Here is a 23909-nt window from a genome sequence, read left to right as displayed (position 1 = left end):
ATATAAAATATCTTGCATTTTACCTTTTAACATATTTTGGCATTGCAATTATGGTTGATTTTAAATTTGCTTTTACGTTTGGTGTTTTGAACTTGAAATGGTTAAATTTTAAAAATATGAATTTGAATTGGAGCAATAAATTTTAAAATTTGAGTAGAAAATTTTTTTTGGTTCAAAAGCAAAACTTGCATTTGAAAATTAAATAAGTAGATATCCTTTGTGCCTATAAAATCACAATAAATGAATTTGCGTTTTTTTCTAAAACTTATCTTTGATGTTTCTTTGGGTGGTCAAAGAACAGAGCTTTTGCGCTGCCCTCTTTTAGCTCTTTAAATTTACACTCAAACTCTATGCAAAAAATTCCAGAAGTTGGGATATTATCGATCGATGAGTCGCTTAGGTACTCGCAAATTTCGGTTATGCTTGGATTGTGCGTGATGATGAAAATTTCATCTAAATTTTTATCTAAATTTCTTACAAACCTCAAAAGATCTTCAAAACTTATATCATAAAGCTCATCTTTTATCTCTATGGATTTTTCTTTAAATTTTAGAGTTTTTGCGATGATTTTTGCTGTTTGCTCGCTTCTTTTAGCACTGCTTGAGAAGATAGCTCCTGGCATCACATCATACATTTTTAGCCTGCTAGCCATAAATTTAGCGTCCTCTTTGCCTTTTGGGCTAAGCTCTCTTGAAGCGTCTTTTGCGCCGTCTTTATTCTCATCAACTGCTTTTGCGTGCCTTATGAAGTAAATTTTGCTCATGATCTCTCCTTTGAGAAATTTTCTTTATCCAACTAAGCTCTTCCTCACTAAAACCTGCCTTTAAGCGGTCTTTTTCGTTGATCTCTCTGATGCTTTTAAATGAATTTGGATATAAATTTAATATGATGTCAAAGTAGCTTTTCTCATCGACGCCCTCTTTTTTGCAGGCAAATTTAAACCACTTATCGCCCTTATAAACGTGAGAAACTTCCTCTTTTAAGATGACTTTTAGACACTCTATGAGCTCCTCGTTACCGCCCTCGCCTTCTAGCCTTTTTATAATGTGAGCGTTTGCGTCAAGGCCGTTTGCCTCCATATATCTTGGTAGCAGTGCCATGCGACTAGTAAGGCTATCTGAGGTCTTTTGAAGTGCGATAAAAAGGCCGTCATGCACGCTTAGCTCGCCGTATCTGCCGCCCTGCTTTGTGAGTAAATTTTCTATCATGCAAAAGTGCCTGATCTCATCCTCAGCCACCTCCAGCCAGTCCTCGTAAAACTCCCTTGGCAGCCCTCTAAATCTATAACAAGCATCAAGCGCGATGTCAATGGCACTAAACTCGATGTGAGCGACTGAGTGGATGAAATTTAGGTTTTTATCTTTTGGCTTTACCTTTTTGTTTAACTCTTTCATACTAACGACGTCGCAAAATTTAGCGTAGCATGGGGTAGTTAGCTCATTTGGCGCAGAAATTTCATCAAAACAAATATCCAAATTTGATCTAAATTTCTCGTAAAATAGCTCAAATTTTAAAAATTTAAGCCCTACGTCGCCTTCGTTTAAAATGTCCCAGATCTCATCAAAAAATCTCATCTGCTCTCTTTAAGTAAAATTTAGCGTACAAACAGCCGACAGTCCAGCCTATAAAGTGCGCGTACCATGCGACATTTATGCCCATAAGTAGTGGCAAAAAACTCATGGCAACAACGATGGCAAAGTATCCAAACCACGCCTTTTTATCCGAGTAAAGTAACGAGGTCGCCAGCATACCAAAGAGCATACACAAAGCGCCGCTTGCACCGACTAAATTTATAAATTTCTCATTTTCAAATGCAAAATATATATAAATAAAGCTTAAAATTTGCGTCAAAACGCCACCAACGATATAAAAAATGATAAATCTTTTCGTGTCAAGATATAGCTCGCTCATCGTGCCCACTTGGTATAAAAAGAGCATATTCATGAGCAGGTGACCTGCGCCTGCGTGCATAAAGATAGATGTGAGGGGCTGAAAAAGGTAGAGTTTTTCTAAAAAATAGATGTTTAAACCAAGCGCGAGCCATAACTCACGCGAGTGCAGGTAGGTGACGCCAAAAAATGTAGCTAAATTTAATAGGATAAGCGCAAATGTAGCTGGGCTACTTGGCTTTGCCATATCCAGCAAACCTATTTGACGCTAGGCAGCTAGAATTTGAGCACCTTACGACATAGCTATTTATCTCTTTATCGCCCTTTAGGTGCGTATTTTTTTGTTTTAAATTCATATAGCTGTGGATGATCCTGCCGCCAGAGTTGTGGATAAATTTGACCGTCTCGTCTGGGAGTATGGCCGTTACGATGCCAACGTGAGTAACATTTTTCTTGTCTTTATTTTTTTGTATGCCTTTGCCAAGGGTGTTTGAAAAGAAGATAAGATCGCCTTTTTTTGGATTTTTATGAGTAATTAAATTTTGGCTTTCATAGAAGTTGTAGATGGCTTTTGACTTTCTGCCGCCCTTACTGTAGTAGTTATTGATGGTTTTTTCATCAAAATACATATTTTTATATTTCGCATTTACGATAGAGACAAAGCCTGAGCAGTCGCCCCCTGCTCTAGTGTTTAAGTATTTTTTAAAAAATGAACCAAATTCTTTATCTGCTCTGCCGTCATCTTCGTCTAAAAGCTCACTTGAAGTTTGTCTGCTAAAGTCTTCGCTTGTAGAGGCGGTTTGATTGTAGTCATTTTGTGGGATTTTAGGCTCATTTGAGGTGAAAGAACAACCTGTAAAAAGCGTAATGCAGAGTGCGAAAAATATTCTTTTATTTATTAAACTTAACATATTTTTATCCAAAATAATTAATTTTCGTAATTTTAACTCTTAAATGTAAATAAAGCGAAAATAGCGCCCTGTTTTCTTTACTCTAAGTTTAAAAACAATATAATCGGCAAAAAATATATTTTCTTAAGGCAAAAAATAATGATGCACTATCTAAAAATAGAAGGCAATGCCAAATTAAGCGGCGAAGTAAAGATCAGCGGAGCCAAAAATGCCGCCCTACCTATCATCGCCCTAACCCTACTTGCTAAAAATAAGATAAATTTAACAAATATCCCAAATGTCGCTGACATAAAGACGCTTTGCCAGTTGCTAGTTAATCTTGGTGCAAAGTGCGAATTTAAAGATGAAAACTCACTAAGTATCGACACAAGCAGCGTAAATTCTACCAAAGCAAACTACGACATCGTTAGAAAGATGCGCGCTTCTATCCTAACGCTTGGTCCGCTTCTAGCACGCTTTGGACACTGCGAGGTGAGCCTGCCCGGAGGCTGTGCGATCGGGCAAAGACCAATAGACCTGCACCTAAGCGCACTTGAGAAGATGGGTGCAAATATCGAGATAAAGCAAGGCTATGTTGTCGCAACCGCGCTAAATGGCCTAAAAGGTGCAAAGATAGTGTTTGATAAGATCACCGTGACTGGCAGCGAAAACATCATCATGGCAGCAGCACTAGCGCACGGCACGACAGAGCTTTTTAACGTCGCACTTGAGCCTGAAGTGGTGCAAATTTGTGAAATTTTAGCTCAAAGTGGCGTCAAGATAGAAGGCATCGGCACGAGCGAGCTAAAGATCACTGGCAGCAGCCAAAAGCTACTTGAAATTTGCGATGTCGAGGTCATTCCTGATAGGATCGAGGCTGGCACATACCTCTGCGCTGGAGCTATCACAAATAGCAAAATTTCAGTCACAAAGGCAAATGCAGCGCACATGACGGCCATTTTGAATAAATTTGAAGAGATGGGCTTTGGTATTGAAGTGGATGGCGATAAGATCACGATTTTGCCGACAAATGAGATAAAACCAGTCGAGATAAGAACGACCGAGTATCCTGGCTTTCCGACCGATATGCAGGCTCAGTTTATGGCGCTTTGTCTAGCAGCAAATGGCGTTAGTACGATAGATGAGAGGCTTTTTGAAAACCGCTTTATGCACGTTAGCGAGCTAGCTAGGATGGGCGCTGATATCCGCTTAAATGGTCATATCGCAAGCGTTTATGCCCCTGCAAATTTAAACGCAGCTGATGTCATGGCGACAGATCTTAGAGCGAGCTCAGCGCTGATACTAGCCGCTCTCATCGCAAATGGTGAGAGCTTAGTGCATAGAATTTACCACCTTGATAGAGGCTATGAGAGGCTTGAGGAGAAATTTAAAAGCCTTGGGGCAAAAATAGTTAGGCTTGAGGAGTAAAAATGCTAGTAAATGACGCACTTGAGGCTTTAATGGCTAAATTTAAACCAAAAAATGAGAGTGAAATTTTACCTCTTAGCGAGGCTCTTGGCAAAACCTTAGCAAATGACGTGATAGCCCTCAAAGACCTGCCCTGCTTTGATAACTCAGCGCTTGATGGATTTGCTGTTAAATTTGATGAAAAAGATGAGCCTTATAAGATCATCGCAAGTGCCTTTGCAGGCGATAAAGAGCAGCTAACTATCGGCAAAAACGAGTGCGTGAAGATAATGACAGGTGCAAAGATGCCAAAGGGCTCTGACACGGTCATGAGATTTGAAGATTGCGTCGTTGAGGGTGAGTTTGTTAAAGCACCAGCTAAGCTTAAAAAGGGCGAAGCTTACCGCTTTAAAGGCGAAGAGACAAAGGTTGGTGAGATTTTACTAAAAAGTGGTGAAATTTTAAACACAAGAAGCGTGATGATGCTTGCAGCTCAGGGTATAAGCTTTATAGAAGTTAAAAAGCAGCCTAGTGTTGGAATTTACTCAAGCGGAAACGAGATCATCGAGCCTTGGCAAAGAGCTAGCGAGGATGAAATTTACAACGCAAACGCACTTGGCATCGCTGCACTTCTTAGCTCAATCAGCCAAAAAAGCTCATATCTTGGTATCATAAAAGATGAGCTAAATGCTGTAAAACAGGCATTTTTAAACGCTGAAAACTACGATATCGTTATCTGCTCTGGCGGAGCGAGCGCTGGTGAGGCCGACTTCATGAAAATGGCCCTAAGCGAGCTTGGATATAACGAAATTTACTCACACCTTGACATAAGACCTGGCAGACCTTGCAAGGCTTACGAAAAAGATGGCAGGCTTGTTTTTATCTTGCCTGGCAACCCTATGGCTGCTTATCTTTGCACGATGATGCTTGTTTTGCCACTTCTAAAAAGCGAGTGCTTTGTGACGCAAAAAGCTATAAATAGTGAAAATTTAAAGGTAAAATCGGGCAGAGCAAATGCTGTTTTTGGCAATGTAATTGATGGCAAATTTATAGCAACTGATGGCGGAAAATATGGCTCAGGTATGATAAATCATATATTAAAGAGCGATTTTGTGTTGATAACTAGCCCTGATCAAGGTGAAATTTTACAAAATAGTGAAATTTTACTCATAAAACTTCCATAATTCTTGACAAATGAAAAACAATCTGATAAAATGCGGACTTCATTTTGATTGCGGGAATAGCTCAGGGGTAGAGCACAACCTTGCCAAGGTTGGGGTCGCGAGTTCGAATCTCGTTTCCCGCTCCATCTTTTTTATACTCATTTTTTTATTTTCCACGAAACTTTTTGCAAATGAAGTCAGCATCTATCCGATGTATTGCGTCGTAAATGATCAAATTTCACTCAGTACTTTTGGCTTTGAGGGCGAAGATAATGAAATTTTAAACTTAGAAGGCAAAAGAGCAGCCAAGATAGATAGCAAAAAACTCTATGAAATTCTAACAGCAAATTTTAAAACATATAATGACAAAAGTGGCGGTAGCGTGGCTTTTGTGAAAAATTGCTCTATCATGGATGAAATTCAGATGCAATTTCTAAGAGAGATCAGCAACGAGTATCCAGGCATCAGCGTGAGCGATCTTAGCATCAGCCCGCAAAACAAACTCCCTGCAAATTTTAAAGATCTAGTCTTTAAAAATATCTTCTTAAACGACCAAAATAGCCAAAAAGGCGTTTTTAGAGCCTCATTTGAGGATGTTGATTTAAGCTTAAAAAGCCTCTATTTTAAATTTAGCTTTAACGCCAAAATGCCAGTTTTTATCGCTATAAATTCAATGAATACAAACCACATTTTAAGCTTGCTTGACTACCAACCAACGATGATCGAGTTTAGCAAATGGCCACGTGACGCGCTTTTTGGACTTAGCGCCTCAACACTTGTCACAAAAGTGCAGATAAGAAGTGGTGAAATTTTAACCAAACGCCAATTTAACGCCATAAGCTTAGTTAAAAAAGGGCAAATGCTAAATGCAGTTTTGAGCGAAGGTGGCGTCAAGATAATCGCTGAAGTAAAGGCACTTGAAGATGGAAATTTAGGCGATATGATAAAGATAAGAACAAGAGAAAATAAAATTTTACAGGCCACAGTTTCAGGCAAAGATGAGGCAGTTATAAGATGAAAAAGGTAGTTTTTGCAGCCACCGGAGCAAGTGGGGCTGGGCTTTTTCTAAAGCTTGTTCGTGCCGCCAAAGATAGCTGTGAAGCGCACGTCATAGTTAGTAAAAATGCCATGAAAGTCTTAGTGGCTGAGGAAAATTTGAAGTTAAATTTAGATGATCTTGGCGTAAAAATTTATGATGATCAAGACCTTGGTGCAGGCCCAGCTTCTGGCTCGTTTGGTACGGAGGCGATGATCATAGCGCCCTGCTCTACCAACACCCTAGCCAAGGTTGCAAACGGCATAAGTGACACGCTCATCACAAGAGCTGCAAGTGTCGCGTTAAAGGAGAGACAAAGGCTAGTTTTGGGCGTTAGAGAGATGCCATTTTCTGCTATCGCGCTTTCTCAGATGCAGCTACTCTCGTCTCTTGGAGCTATCATCGCACCCCCAGTTTTAGGCTACTACGCAGGCATAAAAAGCCTTCATGATATGGAGAATTTCATCATCGGCAAGTGGCTTGATGCTTTAAAAATCAAAAATAATCTTTACAAAAGGTGGCAAATTTGAAAAAATCTTGCATCTATCCAGGGACCTTTGACCCCATCACAAACGGCCATTTAGACGTCATCATAAGGGCTACAAAAATTTTTGACAAAGTAATCGTCGCAGTCGCAAAAAGTGACAGCAAACAGCCGATGTTCGCACATGAAAAGCGCATAGAGATGGCAAAAGAGGCAGTTTGTGAGCTAAAAAACGTAAGCGTGCTTGGCTTTGATAACTTGCTTGTTGATTTTGCTAAATCACACGGCATAAACACTGTCATCAGGGGCCTTCGCGCGGTTAGCGACTTTGAGTATGAGCTACAAATCGGCTACGCAAACGCTGCACTCTGGGACGAATTTGAGACGGTTTATCTTATGCCAAGCTTAAATAACGCCTTCATTTCAAGCTCGATCGTCCGCTCAGTCTTGCGCCACGACGGCGACGTGAGCAACCTAGTGCCAGTAAAAATTCTTAAAAATTTAAAGGCGTAAAATGTATGTTTTGTTTGAAGGCATTGACGGCGTTGGCAAGAGCACGCAGATAGAAATTTTAGCTTCCAAATTTCCTGACGCCATCGTCACAAAAGAGCCAGGTGGCACGCAGCTAGGTGAAAATTTACGAGAAATTTTGCTAAGCTCGAGCATAAAAATAGGCAAAAGGGCTGAAATTTTACTATTTTTAGCTGACAGGGCTGAGCATTTTGAAAAGCTAGTCGCTCCAAATTTAGATAGGCTCATTTTAAGTGATAGAGGCTTTATCTCGGGCATCGCCTACGCTTTAGCAAATGATGAAAATTTAGATGAAAAGGTACTTTTAGAGCTTAATAAATTTGCACTAAATGATAAATTTGCAGACAAAATAGTCTTTTTTGAGACGAGTTCTGAGCTAATAAGCTCCCGACTAAAAAGCAGAGGCACAAGCGATAAGATCGAGGCTCGAGGTCTTGAGTATCTTTTAAAAGTGCAAAGTTTGATGAAGCAAATTCTTATCAAAAATGGCTTTGAAACGCTTTTTATAGACGCGTCTAAAAGCATAGAGCTAATTTCAAAAGAGATAGAAAATTTTATAAATTTTAAGTAAAATCACAAAAAATAAAAAGGATAATGCGATGATAACGGCACTTCGTGGCATGAAAGATATGCTTCCAGCTCGCGCAAAACTTTACGCACAGATAATCAAAACCTGCGAGGAAGTCGCAAAAAACTACGGATATGAGCAAATTTTGACCCCGCACCTCGAGGAGACGGCGCTTTTTAAAAGAAGTGTCGGCGAGAGCAGTGATATCGTAGGCAAAGAGATGTATCAGTTTGAAGACAAAGGCGGCAACGACGTTTGCTTGCGTCCTGAGGGCACAGCTGGCGTGGTTAGAGCATTTATCGAGGCGAAGCTTGATAGGGCAAACGCTATAAAACGCTGCTTCTATCATGGCTCGATGTTTCGCTACGAGCGCCCACAAAAAGGCCGCTTAAGGGAGTTTCACCAGTTTGGCTGTGAGTGCTTTGGTGAGGGCAGCGTCTATGAGGATGCGAGCATTATCTTGATGGTGAGCGAAATTTTTAACAGACTAAATATAAAAACAACCCTAAAGATAAACTCACTTGGCGACGAGAGCTCGATGAAGTCTTACAAAGAAAAGCTTGTCAAATTTCTAGATGAAAACGATGAAAAAATTTGCGAAGACTGCAAAAGACGTAAGCTTTTAAATCCTATCCGCGTGCTTGACTGCAAGGTCGAGAGCTGCCAAGAAATTTACAAAAACGCTCCAGTCATCACTGATAGTTTAAGCTGCGAGGCGCAGGCTGATTTTGCAAAACTGCAAGAAATTTTAACAGCAAATGGCGTTAAATTTGAGATAGACACTAAGCTCGTTCGTGGGCTTGACTACTACTGCAAGACGGCGTTTGAGTTTATAAGCAACGAGATCGGCTCACAAAGCGCGGTCGCTGGTGGCGGCAGATATGATAGGCTCGTTGAGTATCTTGGCGGTAGAGCAAGTTATGGCGTTGGTTTTGCGATGGGCGTTGAGAGGATAATGGAAATTTTAGGCGAGGCTCAGGATGAGCGAGCTGGAGTTTATCTTTGCGCGCTTGATACGGCGAATGTTGATTTTATCTATAATCTTGGCTCAAAACTTCGCAAAAAATATCAGGTTGAAATTTCGTATGAAGCCAAAAAACTTCAAAAACATCTGCAAAATGCCGACAATAAAAAGGTAAAAATTTTCCTTTGTGTGGGCGAAAACGAGATGAAAGAGAATAAAATTTGGTATAAAAATTTAGAAAACAAAGACGAAAAAACGATAAATTTAGATGAGCTTGAAAAGGAGCTGGGATGAATGATTTTGGACTTAGCATTTGGGGCAATTCAAATTTTGTGATAGAAGACGGCAAAGTCTGCATAAACGAAGCTAGCAAGCCAGCGATCATCGACATCGTGCGTGATATCAGGGACGACGGATATAGAGGGCCACTATTGCTTCGCTTTCCACACCTTATCCAAAAGCAGATCGAGCAGATCCACGCAAGCTTTGCAAAGGCAAAGAAAGAGTTTGCCTACAAAGGCAGCTTTAACGCCGTTTTTCCGCTCAAGGTCAATCAATATCCAGGCTTTGTAAAAAACCTAGTGCGTCTTGGCAAGCCCTATAACTACGGCCTTGAGGCTGGTAGCAAGGCTGAGCTACTTCTAACTATGGCTTATAACAACGACAAAGCGCCTATAACGGTAAATGGCTTTAAAGATAAAGAGATGATAAATATAGGCTTCATCGCCGCAGAAATGGGGCATAACATCACGCTAACGATCGAGGGCTTAAACGAGCTTGAAGCGATAATCGCCATCGCAAAAGAGCGCTTTAAACCAAAACCAAAGATCGGACTTAGAGTGAGACTACACTCGACGGGATCAGGCCTTTGGGCAAAAAGTGGTGGCATACACTCTAAATTTGGCCTAACATCAACAGAGCTTATAGAAGCTGTAAAGATGCTAAAAAAGGCAAATTTACTTGAAAATTTCACGATGATACACTTTCACATTGGCTCTCAAATAAGCGAGATCCACCCTCTTAAAAAGGCACTCATCGAGGCTGGCAATATCTACGCTGAGCTTAGAAAAATGGGTGCCTCAAATTTAAAAGCGATAAATTTGGGCGGCGGTCTAGCGATTGAATACTCGCAGTTTAAAGAGGAGAGCAGCAGAAACTATACATTAAACGAATATGCAAACGACGTTGTTTATATGCTTAAAACCATAAGCGAGCAAAAAAAGGAGATCGAGCCAGATATCTTCATAGAGTCAGGTCGCTACATCGCCGCTTCTCACGCGCTTTTGGTCGCCCCTGTACTTGAACTTTTTTCTCAAGAATACACCGAAGAGAAGCTAAATTTAAAGAAAAATAATCCAAATTTAATAACCGAGCTAGTTGATCTTTACAAATCAATCAAGCCTTCAAATGCCCTAGAATACCTACACGACGCCATCCATCACACCGAGAGCATCCTCACGCTCTTTGATCTAGGCTATGTCGATCTGCAAGATAGATCAAACGCAGAGGTACTTTTAAGGCTCATTAGCAAAAAAGCTGTCGTGATGCTTGGCAACAAAAGCAACTCAAGCGATCTAACCAAAATTCAAAAAGAGGTTCAAGAGAGATACCTGCTAAATTTCTCAATCTTTCAAAGCTTGCCAGACTTTTGGGGTCTAAAGCAAAATTTCCCTATCATGCCACTTGACAGGCTCGATGAGCGCCCTACCCTGCCGGCTTCGATCTGGGACATCACCTGCGATAGCGACGGCGAGATCAGCTATGATGACGAGAAAAACCCGCTACTTTTGCACGACGTGGATGTGGAGAAGGAGGATTATTTCTTGGGATTTTTCCTAGTTGGCGCATACCAAGAGGTGATCGGTATGAAGCACAATCTCTTTACTCACCCTACAGAAGCTACAATAGAGATAACAAATGATGGCTACAAGATCACAAATTTACTAGAGAGCCAGTCGATCCTTGATATCATGGAGGACATGGACTACGATATCTACGAGATCCAAGACACTCTAAATGAGCGCTTAGAGAAATCAACTTTGATAAACGAAACACAAAAGAAGCAAATTTTGGGCGAACTTTATCTATTTTTAAATGACAATAGTTACCTAAAGACAATCAACTAAAAAGGACGAAAATGCAACTAGCAAACAGAATGCAAACATTAAGCGAGTCAATCACAATCGCAATCAGCACAAAAGCCAAAGAGATGAAGGCTGCTGGCATCGACGTGATCTCGCTTTCAGCTGGTGAGCCTGACTTTATGACTCCAAAAAAGATAAGAGAAACTGTAAAAAACGCACTTGATAACGACAGCAAAAGTGGCAAATACACGCCAGTACCGGGCCTGCCTGAGGTGATAGAGGCCATTAGAGCAAAGCTAAAAAGAGATAACGGACTTGACTATAAAGCAAGCCAAATCGTCACCAACATCGGCGCAAAACACTCATTTTTTAACGTATTTCAAGCGCTTATCAACCCAGGTGATGAAGTCATCATCCCATCTCCATACTGGGTGAGCTACCCTGAGATCGTTAAATTTTGTGGTGGCGTGCCTGTCTTTATCGAGGCAAACGAGAGCACAAATTTTAAGATCACAGCCGAGCAGCTAAAAAAAGCGATCACGCCAAAGACAAAGGTATTTTCACTAAATCACCCGACAAACCCAACTGGAGCTGTATATACAAAAGATGAGATCGCGGCATTTGGCGAGGTTTTAAAGGGCACTGACATCATCGTCACAAGCGATGAAATTTATGAAAAAGTGATCTACGGCAAAGAATTTCACGCAGTGGCCTCAGTGAGCGAGGATCTTTTCAAAAGAACGGTCACGATAAATGGCCTAAGCAAGTGTGGAGCGATGCCTGGCTGGAGATTTGGCTACATAGCAAGCTCGATGGACTGGCTAATAGCAGGCATCAAAAAGCTTCAAAGCCAAAGCACAAGTAATATTAGCTCGATCGTGCAAATAGGCGCTATCCCATCACTTCTTGGCGAAACTGACGAAGACATCGAAAATATGAGAAAAGAGTACGAAAAAAGACGCGACGTGGCAGTTGAGATGATAAATGCTATCTCAGGGCTAAGCGTAGTTAAGCCTGATGGTGCGTTTTATCTATTTGTAAAATGCAAAGATGTAGATAGCGACTCACTTAGATTTTGCAAAAAGATGCTTGAAGAGGCGAACGTGGCGACGGTGCCAGGTGTGGGCTTTGGTATGGAGGGATATTTTAGAATTTCCTTTGCAACCGACATCGAGAGCATAAAAAGAGCGATCGAGAGGATCGCAAATTTTGTAAAAAGCTACAAAATTTAATGATAAGCTTTTTACTAAACGGCAAAAATTTCGAGCTTGAAAACGATATGAGTGTTTATGATTTTTTAGCTCAAAATGGCTATGAGCTTAAATTTATAGCCCTTGAGCGAGACGGAGAAATTTTGCCCAAAAAGCTTTGGCATGAGCACTTTATGAGCGAGGCCAAAGCCTATGAGATCGTCACTTTAGTTGGCGGTGGATGAGGAGAAAATGATAGAGATAATACTAAATGGCACAAAATTTAAAGTGCCAGCAAAGAGCCTTAGCGAGCTAAAAGAGCTTGCTCTTGGCGATAAAAATAGCCAAATTTATAAATTTTTAGAGAAATTTAACGCAACTGAGCCAGATATTTTTATCATTGATGGCTTTGCTATAAAAGAAGATAGCGAGCTAAAAGATGGCTCAAATGTCGTATTTATAAGGCGTGGCGTGATGCCTGAGCGTGAAGTTTTACGCTCGATGATCGCTTCACGAAATAGCCCTGAGCTAAATTTAGCCCTAAGCAAGGCGGTGATCGGCGTGGCTGGACTTGGCGGCCTTGGCTCAAATATCGCGCTAAGTCTTGCAAGAGTTGGCGTAAAAAAGCTAGTGCTTGCCGACTTTGACGTCGTTGAGCCAAGCAATCTAAACCGCCAGCAGTATTTCGTCCGTCACATCGGCATGAAAAAGACGCAGGCGCTTAAAGAGCTGATAAATGATGTCAATCCCTTTGTCGAGGTCGAGGCTCACGATATATTTTTGGATGAAAAAAACGTGGCTAGCGTCTTTGGTGAGTGCGAAATTTTATGCGAAGCCTTTGACAACGTAGCTGGCAAGGCGATGATACTAAACGAAGCAGGAGCTAGCTTAAAAGAGAAAAAGATCATCGGCGCTTCTGGCATGGCTGGGCACTTTAGCTCAAATCTCATAAAAACTATAAAATTTGCCAAAAATGTCTATCTTTGTGGCGACCTCACAAACGAGGCAAAGATCGGTCAAGGGCTCATGGCGCCGCGCGTTGCGATCTGTGCAAACCACGAGGCAAATTTAGCCATTAGACTGCTTATGGGCTTGGAGGCGTAAGTGCAAAATGATAGTTTGATCCTTGGCGGCAAGGAGTTTCAAAGCCGATTTATCCTTGGCTCTGGCAAGTACTCGCACGAGCTCATCGACTCAGCCGTAAATGAGGCTGGGGCAGAAATTTTAACTCTTGCTCTTAGGCGCATAAACGAGAGCAAAGAGCGAAATATACTTGACTTTATCCCAAAAGGCGTGACGCTTTTGCCAAACACAAGTGGCGCTAGAAATGCTAAAGAGGCCGTTCGTATCGCCCAGCTCGCACGTGAGCTTGGGTGCGGCGAGCTTGTAAAGATCGAGATCATCACCGACTCTAAATTTCTATTTCCAGACAACTCTGAAACCATAAAAGCTTGCGAAGCGCTGGCAAATGACGGCTTTGTGCCGATGCCATATATGTTTCCTGATCTAAACGCCGCAAGAGCGATGCTAAGTGCGGGAGCTAGCTGCATAATGCCTCTAGCTGCGCCAATCGGCTCAAATCAGGGGCTAGTTTTTAAAGATATCATTGAGATCTTGATAAACGAGCTTGATACGCAGATCATAGTTGATGCAGGCATCGGTAGGCCTTCACAAGCGTGCGAAGCGATGGAGATGGGAGCGGCTGCCATCATGGCAAACACAGCCATCGCCTCATCTAAAAATATCCCACTCATGGCAAGAGCCTTCAAAGAGGCTATCATCGCCGGTCGCAACGCCTATCTAGCAGGTCTTGGCGAAAAAAGCAAAAGCGCAAACGCCTCATCTCCGCTCACTGGATTTTTAGACTGATGAAATTTGCTAGAACCGACCACATGCAGCTGCTACCTCACATGCAGGATGTTGGCAGCGAGATAATGGATGAAATTTTAAAAGAGCGCGCGAGCTATAAGCCTGAAATTTACACCGAAGCAGACGTAAAAGCAGCTCTTAATGCAAAGCACTGCTCGCTAGAAAATTTAAAAGCCCTACTCTCACCTGTTGCAGCGCCATTTTTAGAGCAGATCGCCCAGCTAGCCCAAGCAAAGACAAGGGCAAATTTTGGCTCAAATATCACGCTTTTTACCCCACTTTACATAGCAAACTACTGCGATAATCTCTGCGTTTATTGCGGATTTAACGCCAACAACAAGATAAAAAGGGCAAAGCTAAGCGACGAGGAGATCACAAGGGAGCTAAGAGAGATTTCAAAGAGCGGCTTAGAAGAAATTTTGATCCTAACTGGCGAGAGCGAGACCAACTCAAGTGTGGCTTATATCGCAAACGCCTGCGCTTTGGCAAAGAAATTTTTTAAAGTCGTTGGCGTTGAAATTTACCCATTAAACTCAGACGGCTACGCCCTGCTCCACAAAAGCGGCGTGGACTACGTGACCGTCTTTCAAGAGACCTATAATCCCGCAAAATACGAGAAAATCCACCTTGGCGGCAATAAAAGGATCTTCCCATACCGCCTAAATGCGCAGGAGCGAGCGCTTCTTGGGGGCATGAGAGGTGTTGGCTTTGCGGCACTTCTTGGTATAGATGACTTTAGACTTGACGCATTTGCGACTGCACTGCACGCAAGCTTGGTTCAAAAAAAATATCCGCACGCCGAGATCGCATTTTCATGCCCAAGGCTTCGCCCTATCATAAATAACGACCGCATCAATCCTCGTGATGTGGGCGAGCACGAGCTTTTGCAAGTGATCTGCGCTTATAGAATTTTCATGCCAACGGCAAGTATAACGATCTCAACTAGAGAAAAGGCGAAATTTCGAGATAACGCCGTAAAGATCGCCGCAAACAAGATAAGTGCTGGCGTGAAAGTTAGCATCGGCGCTCACGGCGAAGAGAAAAAGGGCGACGAGCAGTTTGAGATAAGCGACGATAGAAGCGTGGATGAGATCAAGGCTATGATAAAAGCAAACGGCCTAGAGCCCTTGATGAGCGAGTATGTCTACGTTTAAAATTCTCTGCGTGGCCGACTTTGAAAGCTATGAGGGCGATGACTTTTTAAAGAGGATACAGCTACTTTGCAAGGCTGGCGTGGATGAAATTTTGCTTCGTGCGAAGGGGTTAGACGAGGCTAAATTTTACGACCTTGCTAGGGTTGTGGCTCAAATTTGTGAAAACTACCGCAAGAAATTTATCATTAATCAATTTTTTGACGTAGCTTGCAAGCTAAAGAGCGACTTTTGGCTCACTTCGGCGCAGCTTGATTTTTTTAAAAATCACTCCGTTTTTTTAGATGAATTTAGAAAAACAGCTAAAATTTACGCCCCAGCTCACGACCTAGAGCAGGCTAAAATTTCAGCCACAATCGCCGACGTGCTCGTTGCTTCTCATATATTTACCACCTCATGCAAGGCGGGCTTAGAGCCAAAAGGGCTAAATTTCATAAGCGAGCTAAAAAGCTTTGATAAAGAAATTTACGCACTTGGCGGACTAGACAACCAAAACTACAAAGAAGCTATAAAAGCTGGTGCAAGTGGTATTTGCTTTATGGGCTTAGCAATGAACGGCGATATGGAGCTTATAAAAAAGATAATAGATAGCAAAAACGAGCAAATTTAGCTTTATTTACATAAAATTTTACATATTATTTTATGTAAACTTGGCAAATTTGAGTTAAATTTGACTAGCCGTGTTTATCTTTTAAATTTATCTTTATTAAATTTATAAACATTGTTTTGTGGCTCTAGCTTATTTCATCATCTGTTTTTTGTATAAATTTAATGTTTTATCAAATTTAAGAAATTTGCACTTTTGCCTACTTAAATCAAACAAAAACGCCGCTTTTTTGTTAAATTTCACATTACTAAAGCGCAAAAAAGCAAATTAAGATAGATATTATTTGCCAAATTTGCTTTTTGTGTGGCGGTCTATTTTGCTAAAAACTCGCATAAATTTAGCTGTTGCCACTTAGTGTGCCAGCTAGACGATCGTCAGTTATTGCAGTGTTATACTAAATTTTATTGATTGCAACCAAATTTAAATATATAAATTTAAATAGTAAGCAAAAACCTAAATTTAGCCACCCGCAAGGGCAGCTAGCTTAAATTTAGGTCTAAAAGATTAAGAAATTTTCTTTTGTTTTGGACGAAAGACCTTCATCACGTTTTCATCGGTCTCGATAAATGCACCCTCTATAAGATCGATGCAGTATGGCACCGCTGGAAATACTGGCTCCAAGCACTCTTTTATCGCCTTTGGCTGGCCTGGTAAATTTATAATTAGCGCGTGGCCTCTGATGCCTGCTGTTTGGCGTGATAGGATCGCTGTTGGGACGTATTGCAAGCTTGCAGCTCTCATTAGTTCGCCAAAGCCTGGCATCATCTTCTCGCAAACTGCCTCAGTAGCCTCTGGAGTGACATCTCTTACGGCTGGTCCTGTGCCTCCAGTAGTTAGCACAAGGTCACATCCTAGCACGTCTATCATGTGCACGAGCCTCTCTTTTATGAGATCAAGCTCATCAGGGATCACCTCGTAAAAATACTCTCTCTCGCTTACTATCCAGCCGTCAAGCACCTCTTTGATCGCTGGGCCTGATTTGTCCTCGTATGTGCCCTCACTTGCGCGATCGGACATAGTTAGAATTCCTATTTTTGCTTTCATTTTTTCTCCTTTATTAGTAGTTTTCATTTAAAATTTTAGCAAGCGTCTCTTTATCTACGCTCTCGTAAGCAAGCAGATATGAGCTTATCCTTGCGATTTGCTCGTTCGTGCCCTTTAAAAAGGACATTATCTCATCTTTTGCTTGTTTTAAAATTTCTTCCACATCATTTGGATTTGGCACGAAAGAATTTCCCATGCCATACTCATAAACCATCTTTGAAGCGATCTCTTTTGCCAAATTTAGATCGTTGCTTGAGTTTGAAAAGATGTCGTTCTCATCTATCTCAAGCTTACACATGCCAGAGATGAGCACCTTTATGCGTGAGAGCATCTGCGACTTTGACTCGATCTCTTGCTCAGTCGCCATAAAGCGGTCTTCAATGAGCGAAATTTTTTCAAATTTCACATCAAACCAGTAAGCACTTAGCGCCTTTGCACCTTGGTAGATGGCTTGAATTTTCTTCTCGCTCTCGCTGTAGCTTAGCACCTTTTTCTTGCCGAGCAAGACCTTGTTTAAAACAGCCTCAAAGTCTCTCATTCTAAGCACGCTTTCGCCGTTTCTTAGGGCATTTATCGCTGCTTCATTTACAAGCGTGCTAAGTGCCGCACCAGAAAAGCCAACGCTCATCCTAGCGATATCCTCGGCTGGCACTTCGCAGTTTTTATCTCTTAGATATGTGTTTAGGATCGCCACCCTGTCGTTATAATCAGGCATTGATAAAAATATACGCCTATCAAAGCGCCCTGATCTAAGCAGTGCCTCGTCGATCATCTCGATCCTGTTTGTAGCAGCTATGACGATGACGCCAGAGTTGTCCTCAAAGCCGTCCATCTCGGTTAGCAGCTGATTAAGCGTGGCTTCTCGCTCGTCGTTTCTAGTGCCACCCCTGCTCTTGCCAACGGCGTCTATCTCGTCGATAAAGATGATTGAAGGTGCGTAGGATTTGGCTCTGCTAAAGAGCTCTCTAACTCTTTTTGCGCCCATGCCAACATAAATTTGCACAAAGCTTGCGCCATTTTGGTAAAAAAACGGCACATTTGCTTCGCCTGCAACTGCCTTTGCTACAAGCGTCTTACCAACACCTGGAGGGCCTATCATTAGCACGCCTTTTGGCATTTTGATACCAAAATTTCTATATTTTTGCGGATTTTTAAGAAAATCAACTATCTCACTAAGCTCGCTTTTGACCTCGCTAATGCCTGCCACATCGCTAAATCTCACGTTTGAGATAACTGGCATCGCATTTTGATTTAGCACGCTTTCTATCTCAAAAGCGCCATCTTTTTTGCTTAAAAGGCTCTCCTCTTTTTTCTTAATAGCCCTAAAAATATAGGAGTACCAAAGCACAAGGCAAACAAAAATGATGCTTCCCCAAACCATGCCAGGAGTGATATACTGCACGCTTCGCTCCACTGGGACCTTTTTGATGAGCTCTTTTATGTCTATGCCCTCTTTTATGATGGCAAAGCGGTTATTTTGCGCATAGAGTATGACCTCATCTTCATCGATAACCGCTTTATCGATGAAATTTCCATCCATTAGTTGCATATATTGCGAGTAGGTGATGTTTCGTGGCTCTTTGCTCACAGCAAAAAGTAACGCTATTATCAGAGCCACAGCGGCAAATATTAGGATATTTTTCTTATTAAATTTGAATTTTTGCATAATTGGCATCTGGCTTAATTTCATATTCGCTTACCTCCAACCACTCTTTTGTTATGTCGTTTTGACTAGAAATTTTGGCTTTGTTGTAAAACTGGTCAAAGCCCTCGTAAAAGTCACCGTTCTTTTGCTCGACTAAAATTTTTAAAGCCACGTTGTGTTTTTTTCTAAAATTTTCATTGTTTTTAAAAGCAATGCCTTGTAAAATTTTAAGCCTGCTCTTTGCCACGTCGCCGCTAACGTCGCTTTTTAGCGTCGCTGAGTGCGTATCGCGCCTTGGCGAATAGACAAAAGCGTGCAAGTGCGTGATAGGAAATTTCTTGAAATTTTCCACCGCCTCTGCCCAAATTTCCTCACTCTCACCTGGATGACCCACGATATAATCAGTCCCCAAAGCAAAGCCAAGTGAGCTTAGCTCATTAAAAAGCTCTAAGTCGCTAAATGCGTTATTTCGCCTGCGCATGATCTTTAGCATCGCCTCGCTTGTGTGCTGAAGTGCTATGTGTAGATGGCGCTCCAGCCACTCCTCTTTTAAAATTTCTCTAAAGCTCTCATCTATCTGGCTTGGCTCGATACTGCCAAGTCTTATGCGTCTGATGCCTGAAATTTTGCCTAAATTTGCCAGCAGTTTGCCAAGAGAGCTATTTGTATCTTTGCCGTAACTGCCTATGTTTGTGCCAGTTAGCACGAGCTCATTATAACCATTTTGAGCTAAAATTCTAGCTTCTTTTAAGATCATCGCCTCGTCCATGCTTCTAGCTCTGCCACGCACTGAAGGAATGATGCAGTAGCTGCAGTTAAAGTTGCAGCCCTCTTGGATTTTGATAAAGGCCTTTGTGTGATTTTCGTAGTTTGTGACGATGCTTTTATCGACTGAGTTTAAATTTCCAAGCTCAAAAAATGGCTTTTCTTGTTTTAAAAGCTCGTTTAGATCACTCTTTTTGCTGGCCCCCAGCACGCCAAAGATGCCGCTACTAAAAAGCTCCTTACCTTTACTAACCGCCCCACATCCTGTTAGTATGACCTTTGCGCCGCGTCTTTTTACGCCGTTTATATAGTTTCTAACGCCACTATCAGCCGAGTTTGTCACGGTGCATGAATTTATCACGACGATATCGGCGACCTCTTCATCGTTTGTGATCTCATAGTCTTTGATGTAGCTCTTTAAAAGCTCGGTGTCATAGATGTTTGTGCGGCATCCAAATGTCTTAAAAAATATCTTTTGCATCAGGTGTTTTCGCCCTCTTGCTCGGAGTGAGCTATGTGGTCGCTTGGCGTTTCTTTTTTACCTATAAACATAGTTTGTGTTGGGTAAGCTATCTTTATATCATCGTGAGCTAAAAATGCCTCGATTATCTCAGCGCTTATCGTGCTTCTTAGAGCTAGCGTGGCGTATGAGTTAGACATATACCAGCATGAGATATTTATACCATAAGGCTCAAAAAATGTATAAATTCTAGGCTCCACATTTGGATTTTTGATGCTGTACTGACTTCTTAGCTTGTTCATCTGGCGTTTTGCGATGTCAGTGTAACCTTTTGAATATTTTTTTACTATATTTTTTGCTAGATAGGCAGCTTTTTTGTGATTGCTATCAAAGCTTATCACGACATCTATGCCATCCCAAACGGTCTTCATGCCGTAGTGCGAGTAGTTTGCGATGAGATCTGTAAAGATGTAGTTGTTTGGCACAAAGATGATCCTACCTGCACGGCGGTTTGTCTTGTAGGTCGAGTAGCTAACGTCTTCAAAAACGGTTAGGCGAAGTAGCGAGATATCGATGACATCACCTACAAATTCGCTCCCGTCGTGATAAACCCTGACTCGGTCGCCCACGTGGATAGTGCCACCAAACATGATAACCATCCAACCAAGCATACTCATAAACATATCTTTCATCGCGATGGCGATACCAGCTGAGGCAAAACCAAGCACAGTTACTAGATATGTGACATTTTCGATGTATGAAAAGAGAAGTATTATGATGATAACGGTGATGTTTAGCACGTTTAGAAATTTATTGACCGTGTAAAATCTCTCATTATCCGTGATCGTTCTTTTAACGATAAATTTAGCGATAAATGTTAGTCCGATCGTTAAAAGGATGACGATGGCTGTGTAGCCCATGCTTAAAAACTGAGCCTTGATGTCAGATGTCGTCAAATTTATCGCTTCATCAGCCCTTTTTTCATAGACGCTATAAGTGGTATCAGCGATCTGTTTTGCCGCTTTGAAGTCGCCTATCTCTTGTTTTGCAAGGTTTAGACTTGCTCTATTTTGCTCGCTATCATCTATCAAATTTAGTCTATTTAGCAAATTTTCTTTTGCTTCAAGCTTTTCAAGCAAGGTGTCAAGCTCTTTGATGTGCCTTTGGTACTCGATCTTGTCGCTTCTTATCTTTTTGATGTATGAAAAGCCAGATACTAGCGCAACTGGGCTATTTATCCTAGGCGGCGTCTCCATTTCTGGGGCTGCTAGCATATTTGAAAATGGCGTTTTCTCATACTCTTTTAGCAAATTTATCTGCTCTTTTAGAGTTTGACTTCTCTTTATGAGATCGCCACCTCTTTTTGAGCCTTTATCAAGCTTTTTAAGCTCATTTTCATTTTGCTCTAGCTCATCAAGAAGCTTTTGATAGGTGTTGTAGTTGGCGTATCTTGTGATCCAGATGTTGTTTTTTAGGGAGTTATCTAGGTTTGAAATTTCTTTTATAAGCTCGCTATTTTGTAAATTTTGTGAGACATTTTGCTCAAGTGTAGCGTTTTCTTCAGCATAAAGTGCAAAGCAAAAAAGTAGAAAAACTAGGATCTTTTTCATTTAAATTCTCTCAAAGTTTCTAAAACGTCCTCTTTTTTGACGTCATTTTTGATGATCGCACTGCCGATTTTATCTGCGATGATGAAATTTATCTTATCACCTTTTGTCTTTTTATCCATAAAAAATGCCTCGTAAAATGCATATTCATTTTCTATTTTGTAGCTTACAGGCAGATCAAATTTCACTAAAACCTGCCTGATCTCCTCTGCCTGTGCCTCGCTCATGAGACCTAGTCTAACGCTTAGGCGATTTGCTATATTCATACCTATCGCCACCGCTTCGCCGTGTAAAAATTCCTTGTAATTTGTCTCATTTTCTATGACGTGAGCAAAGGTGTGACCGTAGTTTAGGATAGCTCTTAGACCCTTTTCTTTCTCGTCTTGCTCGACAACCCTTGCTTTTAAATTTATCGACTTTTCAACCAGTTTTGCCAAGTTTTCATCGTCTAAATTTACGCTCTTTAGCCAGTCAAACATCTCTTTATCAAATGTTATCGCCATCTTTAAAGCCTCAGCCACGCCAGCTACAAACTCTCTCTTTGGCAATGTTTTTAAGAAATTTATCTCACAAAAAACTGCCTTTGGCTGATAAAATGAGCCGATTAAATTTTTGCCAAATTTGTTATTTACGCCCGTTTTTCCGCCCACACTAGCATCGACTTGTGCTAGAAGCGTGGTTGGGATATTTATGAAGTTTATCCCTCTTTCATATATGCTTGCCGCAAAGCCGGTCATATCGCTGATGACGCCACCACCAAAGGCTATGAGCGTAGATGCGCGGTCAAATTTACTAACAAAAAGCTGCTCTAAAATTTGCTCTATCGTCTCAAGGTTTTTATACTCTTCGCCGTCTGGCACGCTTATTATAAATTTCTCATCGCACTTTAAAACGCTAAGTAGTTTTTCAAGGTGAAGCCCAGCTACTTTGGCATTTGTGACGATGCCAACCTTGCCTTTTAGCTCCAACTTCTCAAGCTCATTTATATAAATTTTATAGCTTGAGCCCTTTTCCTTAAGGTTTAAATTTATCTGCATTTTCTACTCACTTACTGGCACAAAAAGCTGTGCATTTTGGCTTAATTTCTTATAAAGTCTATTTAAATTTGTCGATAGAAAGGCAAAAGCACTACCATTAGCCACGCTCTTGCTAAACATCACAAAGTGAAGTAAATTTTTTGTGCTTTTTAGTTTTACGAGCGGATTTTTCAGGCTGTGATTTTCTATCTTTATGCGCTTTGAAAATAGCGTGCTAATACTCTCAAAGTGCTCTTTTAGCGCCTCGTCATCGCTGTGTTTGTTGTCAAAATAGTAAAATTTCATCTCCAGATCAAGCTGCGCGCAGCAGTCTGTGATGACGGCTGATTGATTTTCTACCTCTTGGCTTTGATCGCCTAGTATCACGCCCTCTTTTACCTTTGAAAGTAAAATTTTGCCAGTTTTTAACACTGGAAGCTTTAGCTCATAAAAGAGCTTTTTAAATTTAAAAAAGTATCTATCGTCGCTTATGATTAGTCCGATGTCGTGCTTTAAAACGTCATCTTTTATCGATTTATTGTCGCTATTAAAATAATCCATCAAAACAAGGATATTTTTCTCTTTTATCGCCTTTAGCGTCTCTAAATTTTCGCCTAAAGTTGGGTTTATCACCCTAAAGATAAGACGTTTGTTATTTAGCTTTGAATGCACATATAGGCTATCTTTTATGAGCTTGCTAACGCGCTCTTTGCTCATTGATCTCATATCTATTAAAGTGTAGATGTTGCTACCAAATGGACTTGGAAACTGTCCGCTTTCGCGTTTTATAGAGCGATAAACATTTTGAAGCACATTTGGATCGCCAACGATTAGCAAGATATCGCTTGGTTGGATCATTGTATTTGGCTTTGGCAAGATGATCTCAGCACCTCTGTAAATGAGCGCTATCCGCCATCTTTTTTGAGCGATCGAGCTTACATGGCGATACATATATGAGCTGCCAATAGGCACCTTAACCTCCATGATCTCGCCCTCGCTAAAGCCGATATTATCAGCATATACAGGCATGTCTGGCAGATAGTCCATGAGCCTTGAAGCTGCGATATCTCTGATATCAACCACACTTAGGTGCTTGTCGTTTGCAAAGGTCTCCTTGCACTTTTCATCTAGCTCCCACGAGTTCATGAAAATGGTCTCAGTCTTTGTGCTAACCTGTCTTAAATTTTCATAAACGGCAACCGCCTCTTTTTCATTGTCACTCACGATACAAAACTGGCTAAAATAGCCGTCGCTTATGCTCTTTAGCTTTGAAAGGCTCGTTGGGTCAAACTGATAAAATGTGAAATTTTCATAATTTGCCTTTTGACTAAGGTCTTCGCTCGAAACAACGATGTAGTGGTGTAAATTTGACTTTGCTCCAAGAAGTCTATCTAAAAAATTTCTTGCAAAAGCTCCATCTGCGATTATTAAAATTTTCTTCATTAATTCTCCATATTTTAAAGCCACATTATAACAAAAGGTCTTTAAAATAAGCTATTTTTGGCTGTAAATTTAAACTTTCACAGCCAAAAAATTTAA

Annotated in this window: 24 protein-coding genes and 1 tRNA gene; 15 read left to right on the top strand and 10 right to left on the bottom strand. The window is 41.1% G+C overall.

What is annotated here, in order from left to right:
- Positions 1–265 precede the first annotated feature (265 nt).
- Genes G6W42_RS09385 through G6W42_RS09370 form a run of 4 tightly spaced genes read right to left on the bottom strand, consistent with a single transcriptional unit; the run spans position 266 to position 2800 of the window.
- Positions 266–763 carry a SixA phosphatase family protein gene (locus G6W42_RS09385; protein ID WP_194173795.1) on the bottom strand — a complete coding sequence of 166 codons (498 nt, stop codon included), beginning with the start codon at positions 761–763 and terminating at the stop codon, positions 266–268.
- Positions 723–1574, bottom strand: a complete 852-nt coding sequence (locus tag G6W42_RS09380; RefSeq protein ID WP_194173794.1) for a ferritin-like domain-containing protein — start codon at positions 1572–1574, stop codon at positions 723–725. Before G6W42_RS09380 ends, G6W42_RS09385 begins: the two co-directional genes overlap by 41 nt.
- Positions 1561–2136, bottom strand: coding sequence for a rhomboid family intramembrane serine protease (locus tag G6W42_RS09375; RefSeq protein WP_194173793.1), 576 nt, complete (start codon positions 2134–2136; stop codon positions 1561–1563). The genes G6W42_RS09380 and G6W42_RS09375 overlap by 14 nt, the downstream gene beginning before the upstream one ends.
- Entirely contained in the window at positions 2120–2800 is a 681-nt protein-coding gene (locus tag G6W42_RS09370) for an NlpC/P60 family protein (protein WP_194173792.1), read from the bottom strand. Before G6W42_RS09370 ends, G6W42_RS09375 begins: the two co-directional genes overlap by 17 nt.
- Before the next feature lie 138 nt (positions 2801–2938).
- Between G6W42_RS09370 and murA the strand changes: the two genes are divergently transcribed.
- From murA to G6W42_RS09295, 15 genes are all read left to right on the top strand, one after another.
- Complete coding sequence (gene murA, locus G6W42_RS09365; protein ID WP_194173791.1) at positions 2939–4207, top strand: UDP-N-acetylglucosamine 1-carboxyvinyltransferase; 1269 nt, start codon at positions 2939–2941, stop codon at positions 4205–4207.
- A 2-nt stretch (positions 4208–4209) separates the two neighbouring features.
- Complete coding sequence (locus G6W42_RS09360) at positions 4210–5370, top strand: molybdopterin molybdotransferase MoeA (protein WP_194173790.1); 1161 nt, start codon at positions 4210–4212, stop codon at positions 5368–5370.
- Positions 5371–5420: 50 nt separating this feature from the next.
- Positions 5421–5495: transfer RNA gene (locus G6W42_RS09355), tRNA-Gly, on the top strand.
- Between the two features lie 65 nt (positions 5496–5560).
- Complete coding sequence (gene flgA / locus G6W42_RS09350; protein ID WP_021089076.1) at positions 5561–6367, top strand: flagellar basal body P-ring formation chaperone FlgA; 807 nt, start codon at positions 5561–5563, stop codon at positions 6365–6367.
- Complete coding sequence (locus G6W42_RS09345) at positions 6364–6915, top strand: UbiX family flavin prenyltransferase (RefSeq protein ID WP_194173789.1); 552 nt, start codon at positions 6364–6366, stop codon at positions 6913–6915. Before flgA ends, G6W42_RS09345 begins: the two co-directional genes overlap by 4 nt.
- Positions 6912–7382, top strand: coding sequence for a pantetheine-phosphate adenylyltransferase (gene coaD, locus G6W42_RS09340; RefSeq protein ID WP_002940900.1), 471 nt, complete (start codon positions 6912–6914; stop codon positions 7380–7382). The genes G6W42_RS09345 and coaD overlap by 4 nt, the downstream gene beginning before the upstream one ends.
- Position 7383: 1 nt before the next feature.
- Complete coding sequence (tmk, locus tag G6W42_RS09335; protein WP_194173788.1) at positions 7384–7971, top strand: dTMP kinase; 588 nt, start codon at positions 7384–7386, stop codon at positions 7969–7971.
- 28 nt (positions 7972–7999) lie between these two features.
- The gene (gene hisS / locus G6W42_RS09330) at positions 8000–9226 is read left to right on the top strand and encodes a histidine--tRNA ligase (RefSeq protein ID WP_194173787.1); all 1227 of its coding nucleotides are present in this window, start codon (positions 8000–8002) and stop codon (positions 9224–9226) included.
- A complete protein-coding gene (gene speA, locus G6W42_RS09325) occupies positions 9223–11058 on the top strand; it encodes a biosynthetic arginine decarboxylase (RefSeq protein WP_194173786.1) in 1836 nt (611 codons plus the stop codon). The genes hisS and speA overlap by 4 nt, the downstream gene beginning before the upstream one ends.
- 11 nt (positions 11059–11069) lie before the next feature.
- Positions 11070–12248, top strand: a complete 1179-nt coding sequence (locus tag G6W42_RS09320) for a pyridoxal phosphate-dependent aminotransferase (RefSeq protein ID WP_194173785.1) — start codon at positions 11070–11072, stop codon at positions 12246–12248.
- On the top strand, positions 12248–12451 hold the full coding sequence (gene thiS / locus G6W42_RS09315) for a sulfur carrier protein ThiS (protein ID WP_194173784.1): 204 nt from the start codon (positions 12248–12250) through the stop codon (positions 12449–12451). Before G6W42_RS09320 ends, thiS begins: the two co-directional genes overlap by 1 nt.
- A 7-nt stretch (positions 12452–12458) precedes the next feature.
- Positions 12459–13310 (top strand): sulfur carrier protein ThiS adenylyltransferase ThiF, encoded by an 852-nt coding sequence (gene thiF, locus G6W42_RS09310; RefSeq protein WP_194173783.1) that lies wholly within the window; start codon positions 12459–12461, stop codon positions 13308–13310.
- Positions 13311–14075 carry a thiazole synthase gene (locus tag G6W42_RS09305; protein ID WP_194173782.1) on the top strand — a complete coding sequence of 255 codons (765 nt, stop codon included), beginning with the start codon at positions 13311–13313 and terminating at the stop codon, positions 14073–14075.
- Entirely contained in the window at positions 14075–15229 is a 1155-nt protein-coding gene (gene thiH / locus G6W42_RS09300; protein ID WP_194173781.1) for a 2-iminoacetate synthase ThiH, read from the top strand. The genes G6W42_RS09305 and thiH overlap by 1 nt, the downstream gene beginning before the upstream one ends.
- Entirely contained in the window at positions 15216–15836 is a 621-nt protein-coding gene (locus G6W42_RS09295) for a thiamine phosphate synthase (RefSeq protein WP_194173780.1), read from the top strand. The genes thiH and G6W42_RS09295 overlap by 14 nt, the downstream gene beginning before the upstream one ends.
- Positions 15837–16337: 501 nt before the next feature.
- Here G6W42_RS09295 and mog read toward each other — a convergent pair.
- From mog to G6W42_RS09265, 6 genes are read right to left on the bottom strand one after another with little or no spacing between them, the layout of a single operon-like run.
- Entirely contained in the window at positions 16338–16877 is a 540-nt protein-coding gene (gene mog, locus G6W42_RS09290) for a molybdopterin adenylyltransferase (RefSeq protein WP_002940911.1), read from the bottom strand.
- Between the two features lie 13 nt (positions 16878–16890).
- Complete coding sequence (locus G6W42_RS09285; RefSeq protein ID WP_194173779.1) at positions 16891–18543, bottom strand: ATP-dependent metallopeptidase FtsH/Yme1/Tma family protein; 1653 nt, start codon at positions 18541–18543, stop codon at positions 16891–16893.
- Entirely contained in the window at positions 18524–19771 is a 1248-nt protein-coding gene (gene mtaB / locus G6W42_RS09280; protein ID WP_194173796.1) for a tRNA (N(6)-L-threonylcarbamoyladenosine(37)-C(2))-methylthiotransferase MtaB, read from the bottom strand. Before mtaB ends, G6W42_RS09285 begins: the two co-directional genes overlap by 20 nt.
- Complete coding sequence (locus G6W42_RS09275) at positions 19768–21357, bottom strand: mechanosensitive ion channel domain-containing protein (RefSeq protein WP_194173778.1); 1590 nt, start codon at positions 21355–21357, stop codon at positions 19768–19770. The genes mtaB and G6W42_RS09275 overlap by 4 nt, the downstream gene beginning before the upstream one ends.
- Positions 21354–22391 carry a 3-dehydroquinate synthase gene (aroB, locus tag G6W42_RS09270; protein ID WP_194173777.1) on the bottom strand — a complete coding sequence of 346 codons (1038 nt, stop codon included), beginning with the start codon at positions 22389–22391 and terminating at the stop codon, positions 21354–21356. Before aroB ends, G6W42_RS09275 begins: the two co-directional genes overlap by 4 nt.
- 3 nt (positions 22392–22394) lie before the next feature.
- Positions 22395–23813: a COG3400 family protein gene (locus tag G6W42_RS09265; protein WP_194173776.1), complete on the bottom strand. Its 1419-nt coding sequence runs from the start codon at positions 23811–23813 to the stop codon at positions 22395–22397.
- Between the last annotated feature and the right edge of the window lie 96 nt (positions 23814–23909).

It is taken from the genome of Campylobacter concisus (assembly GCF_015230015.1).
GTDB classification, from domain to species: Bacteria; Campylobacterota; Campylobacteria; order Campylobacterales; family Campylobacteraceae; genus Campylobacter_A; species Campylobacter_A concisus_AF.
The sequence above is the reverse complement of the archived record's forward strand: the minus strand, read 5'-3'. Positions and strand labels throughout refer to the sequence as shown.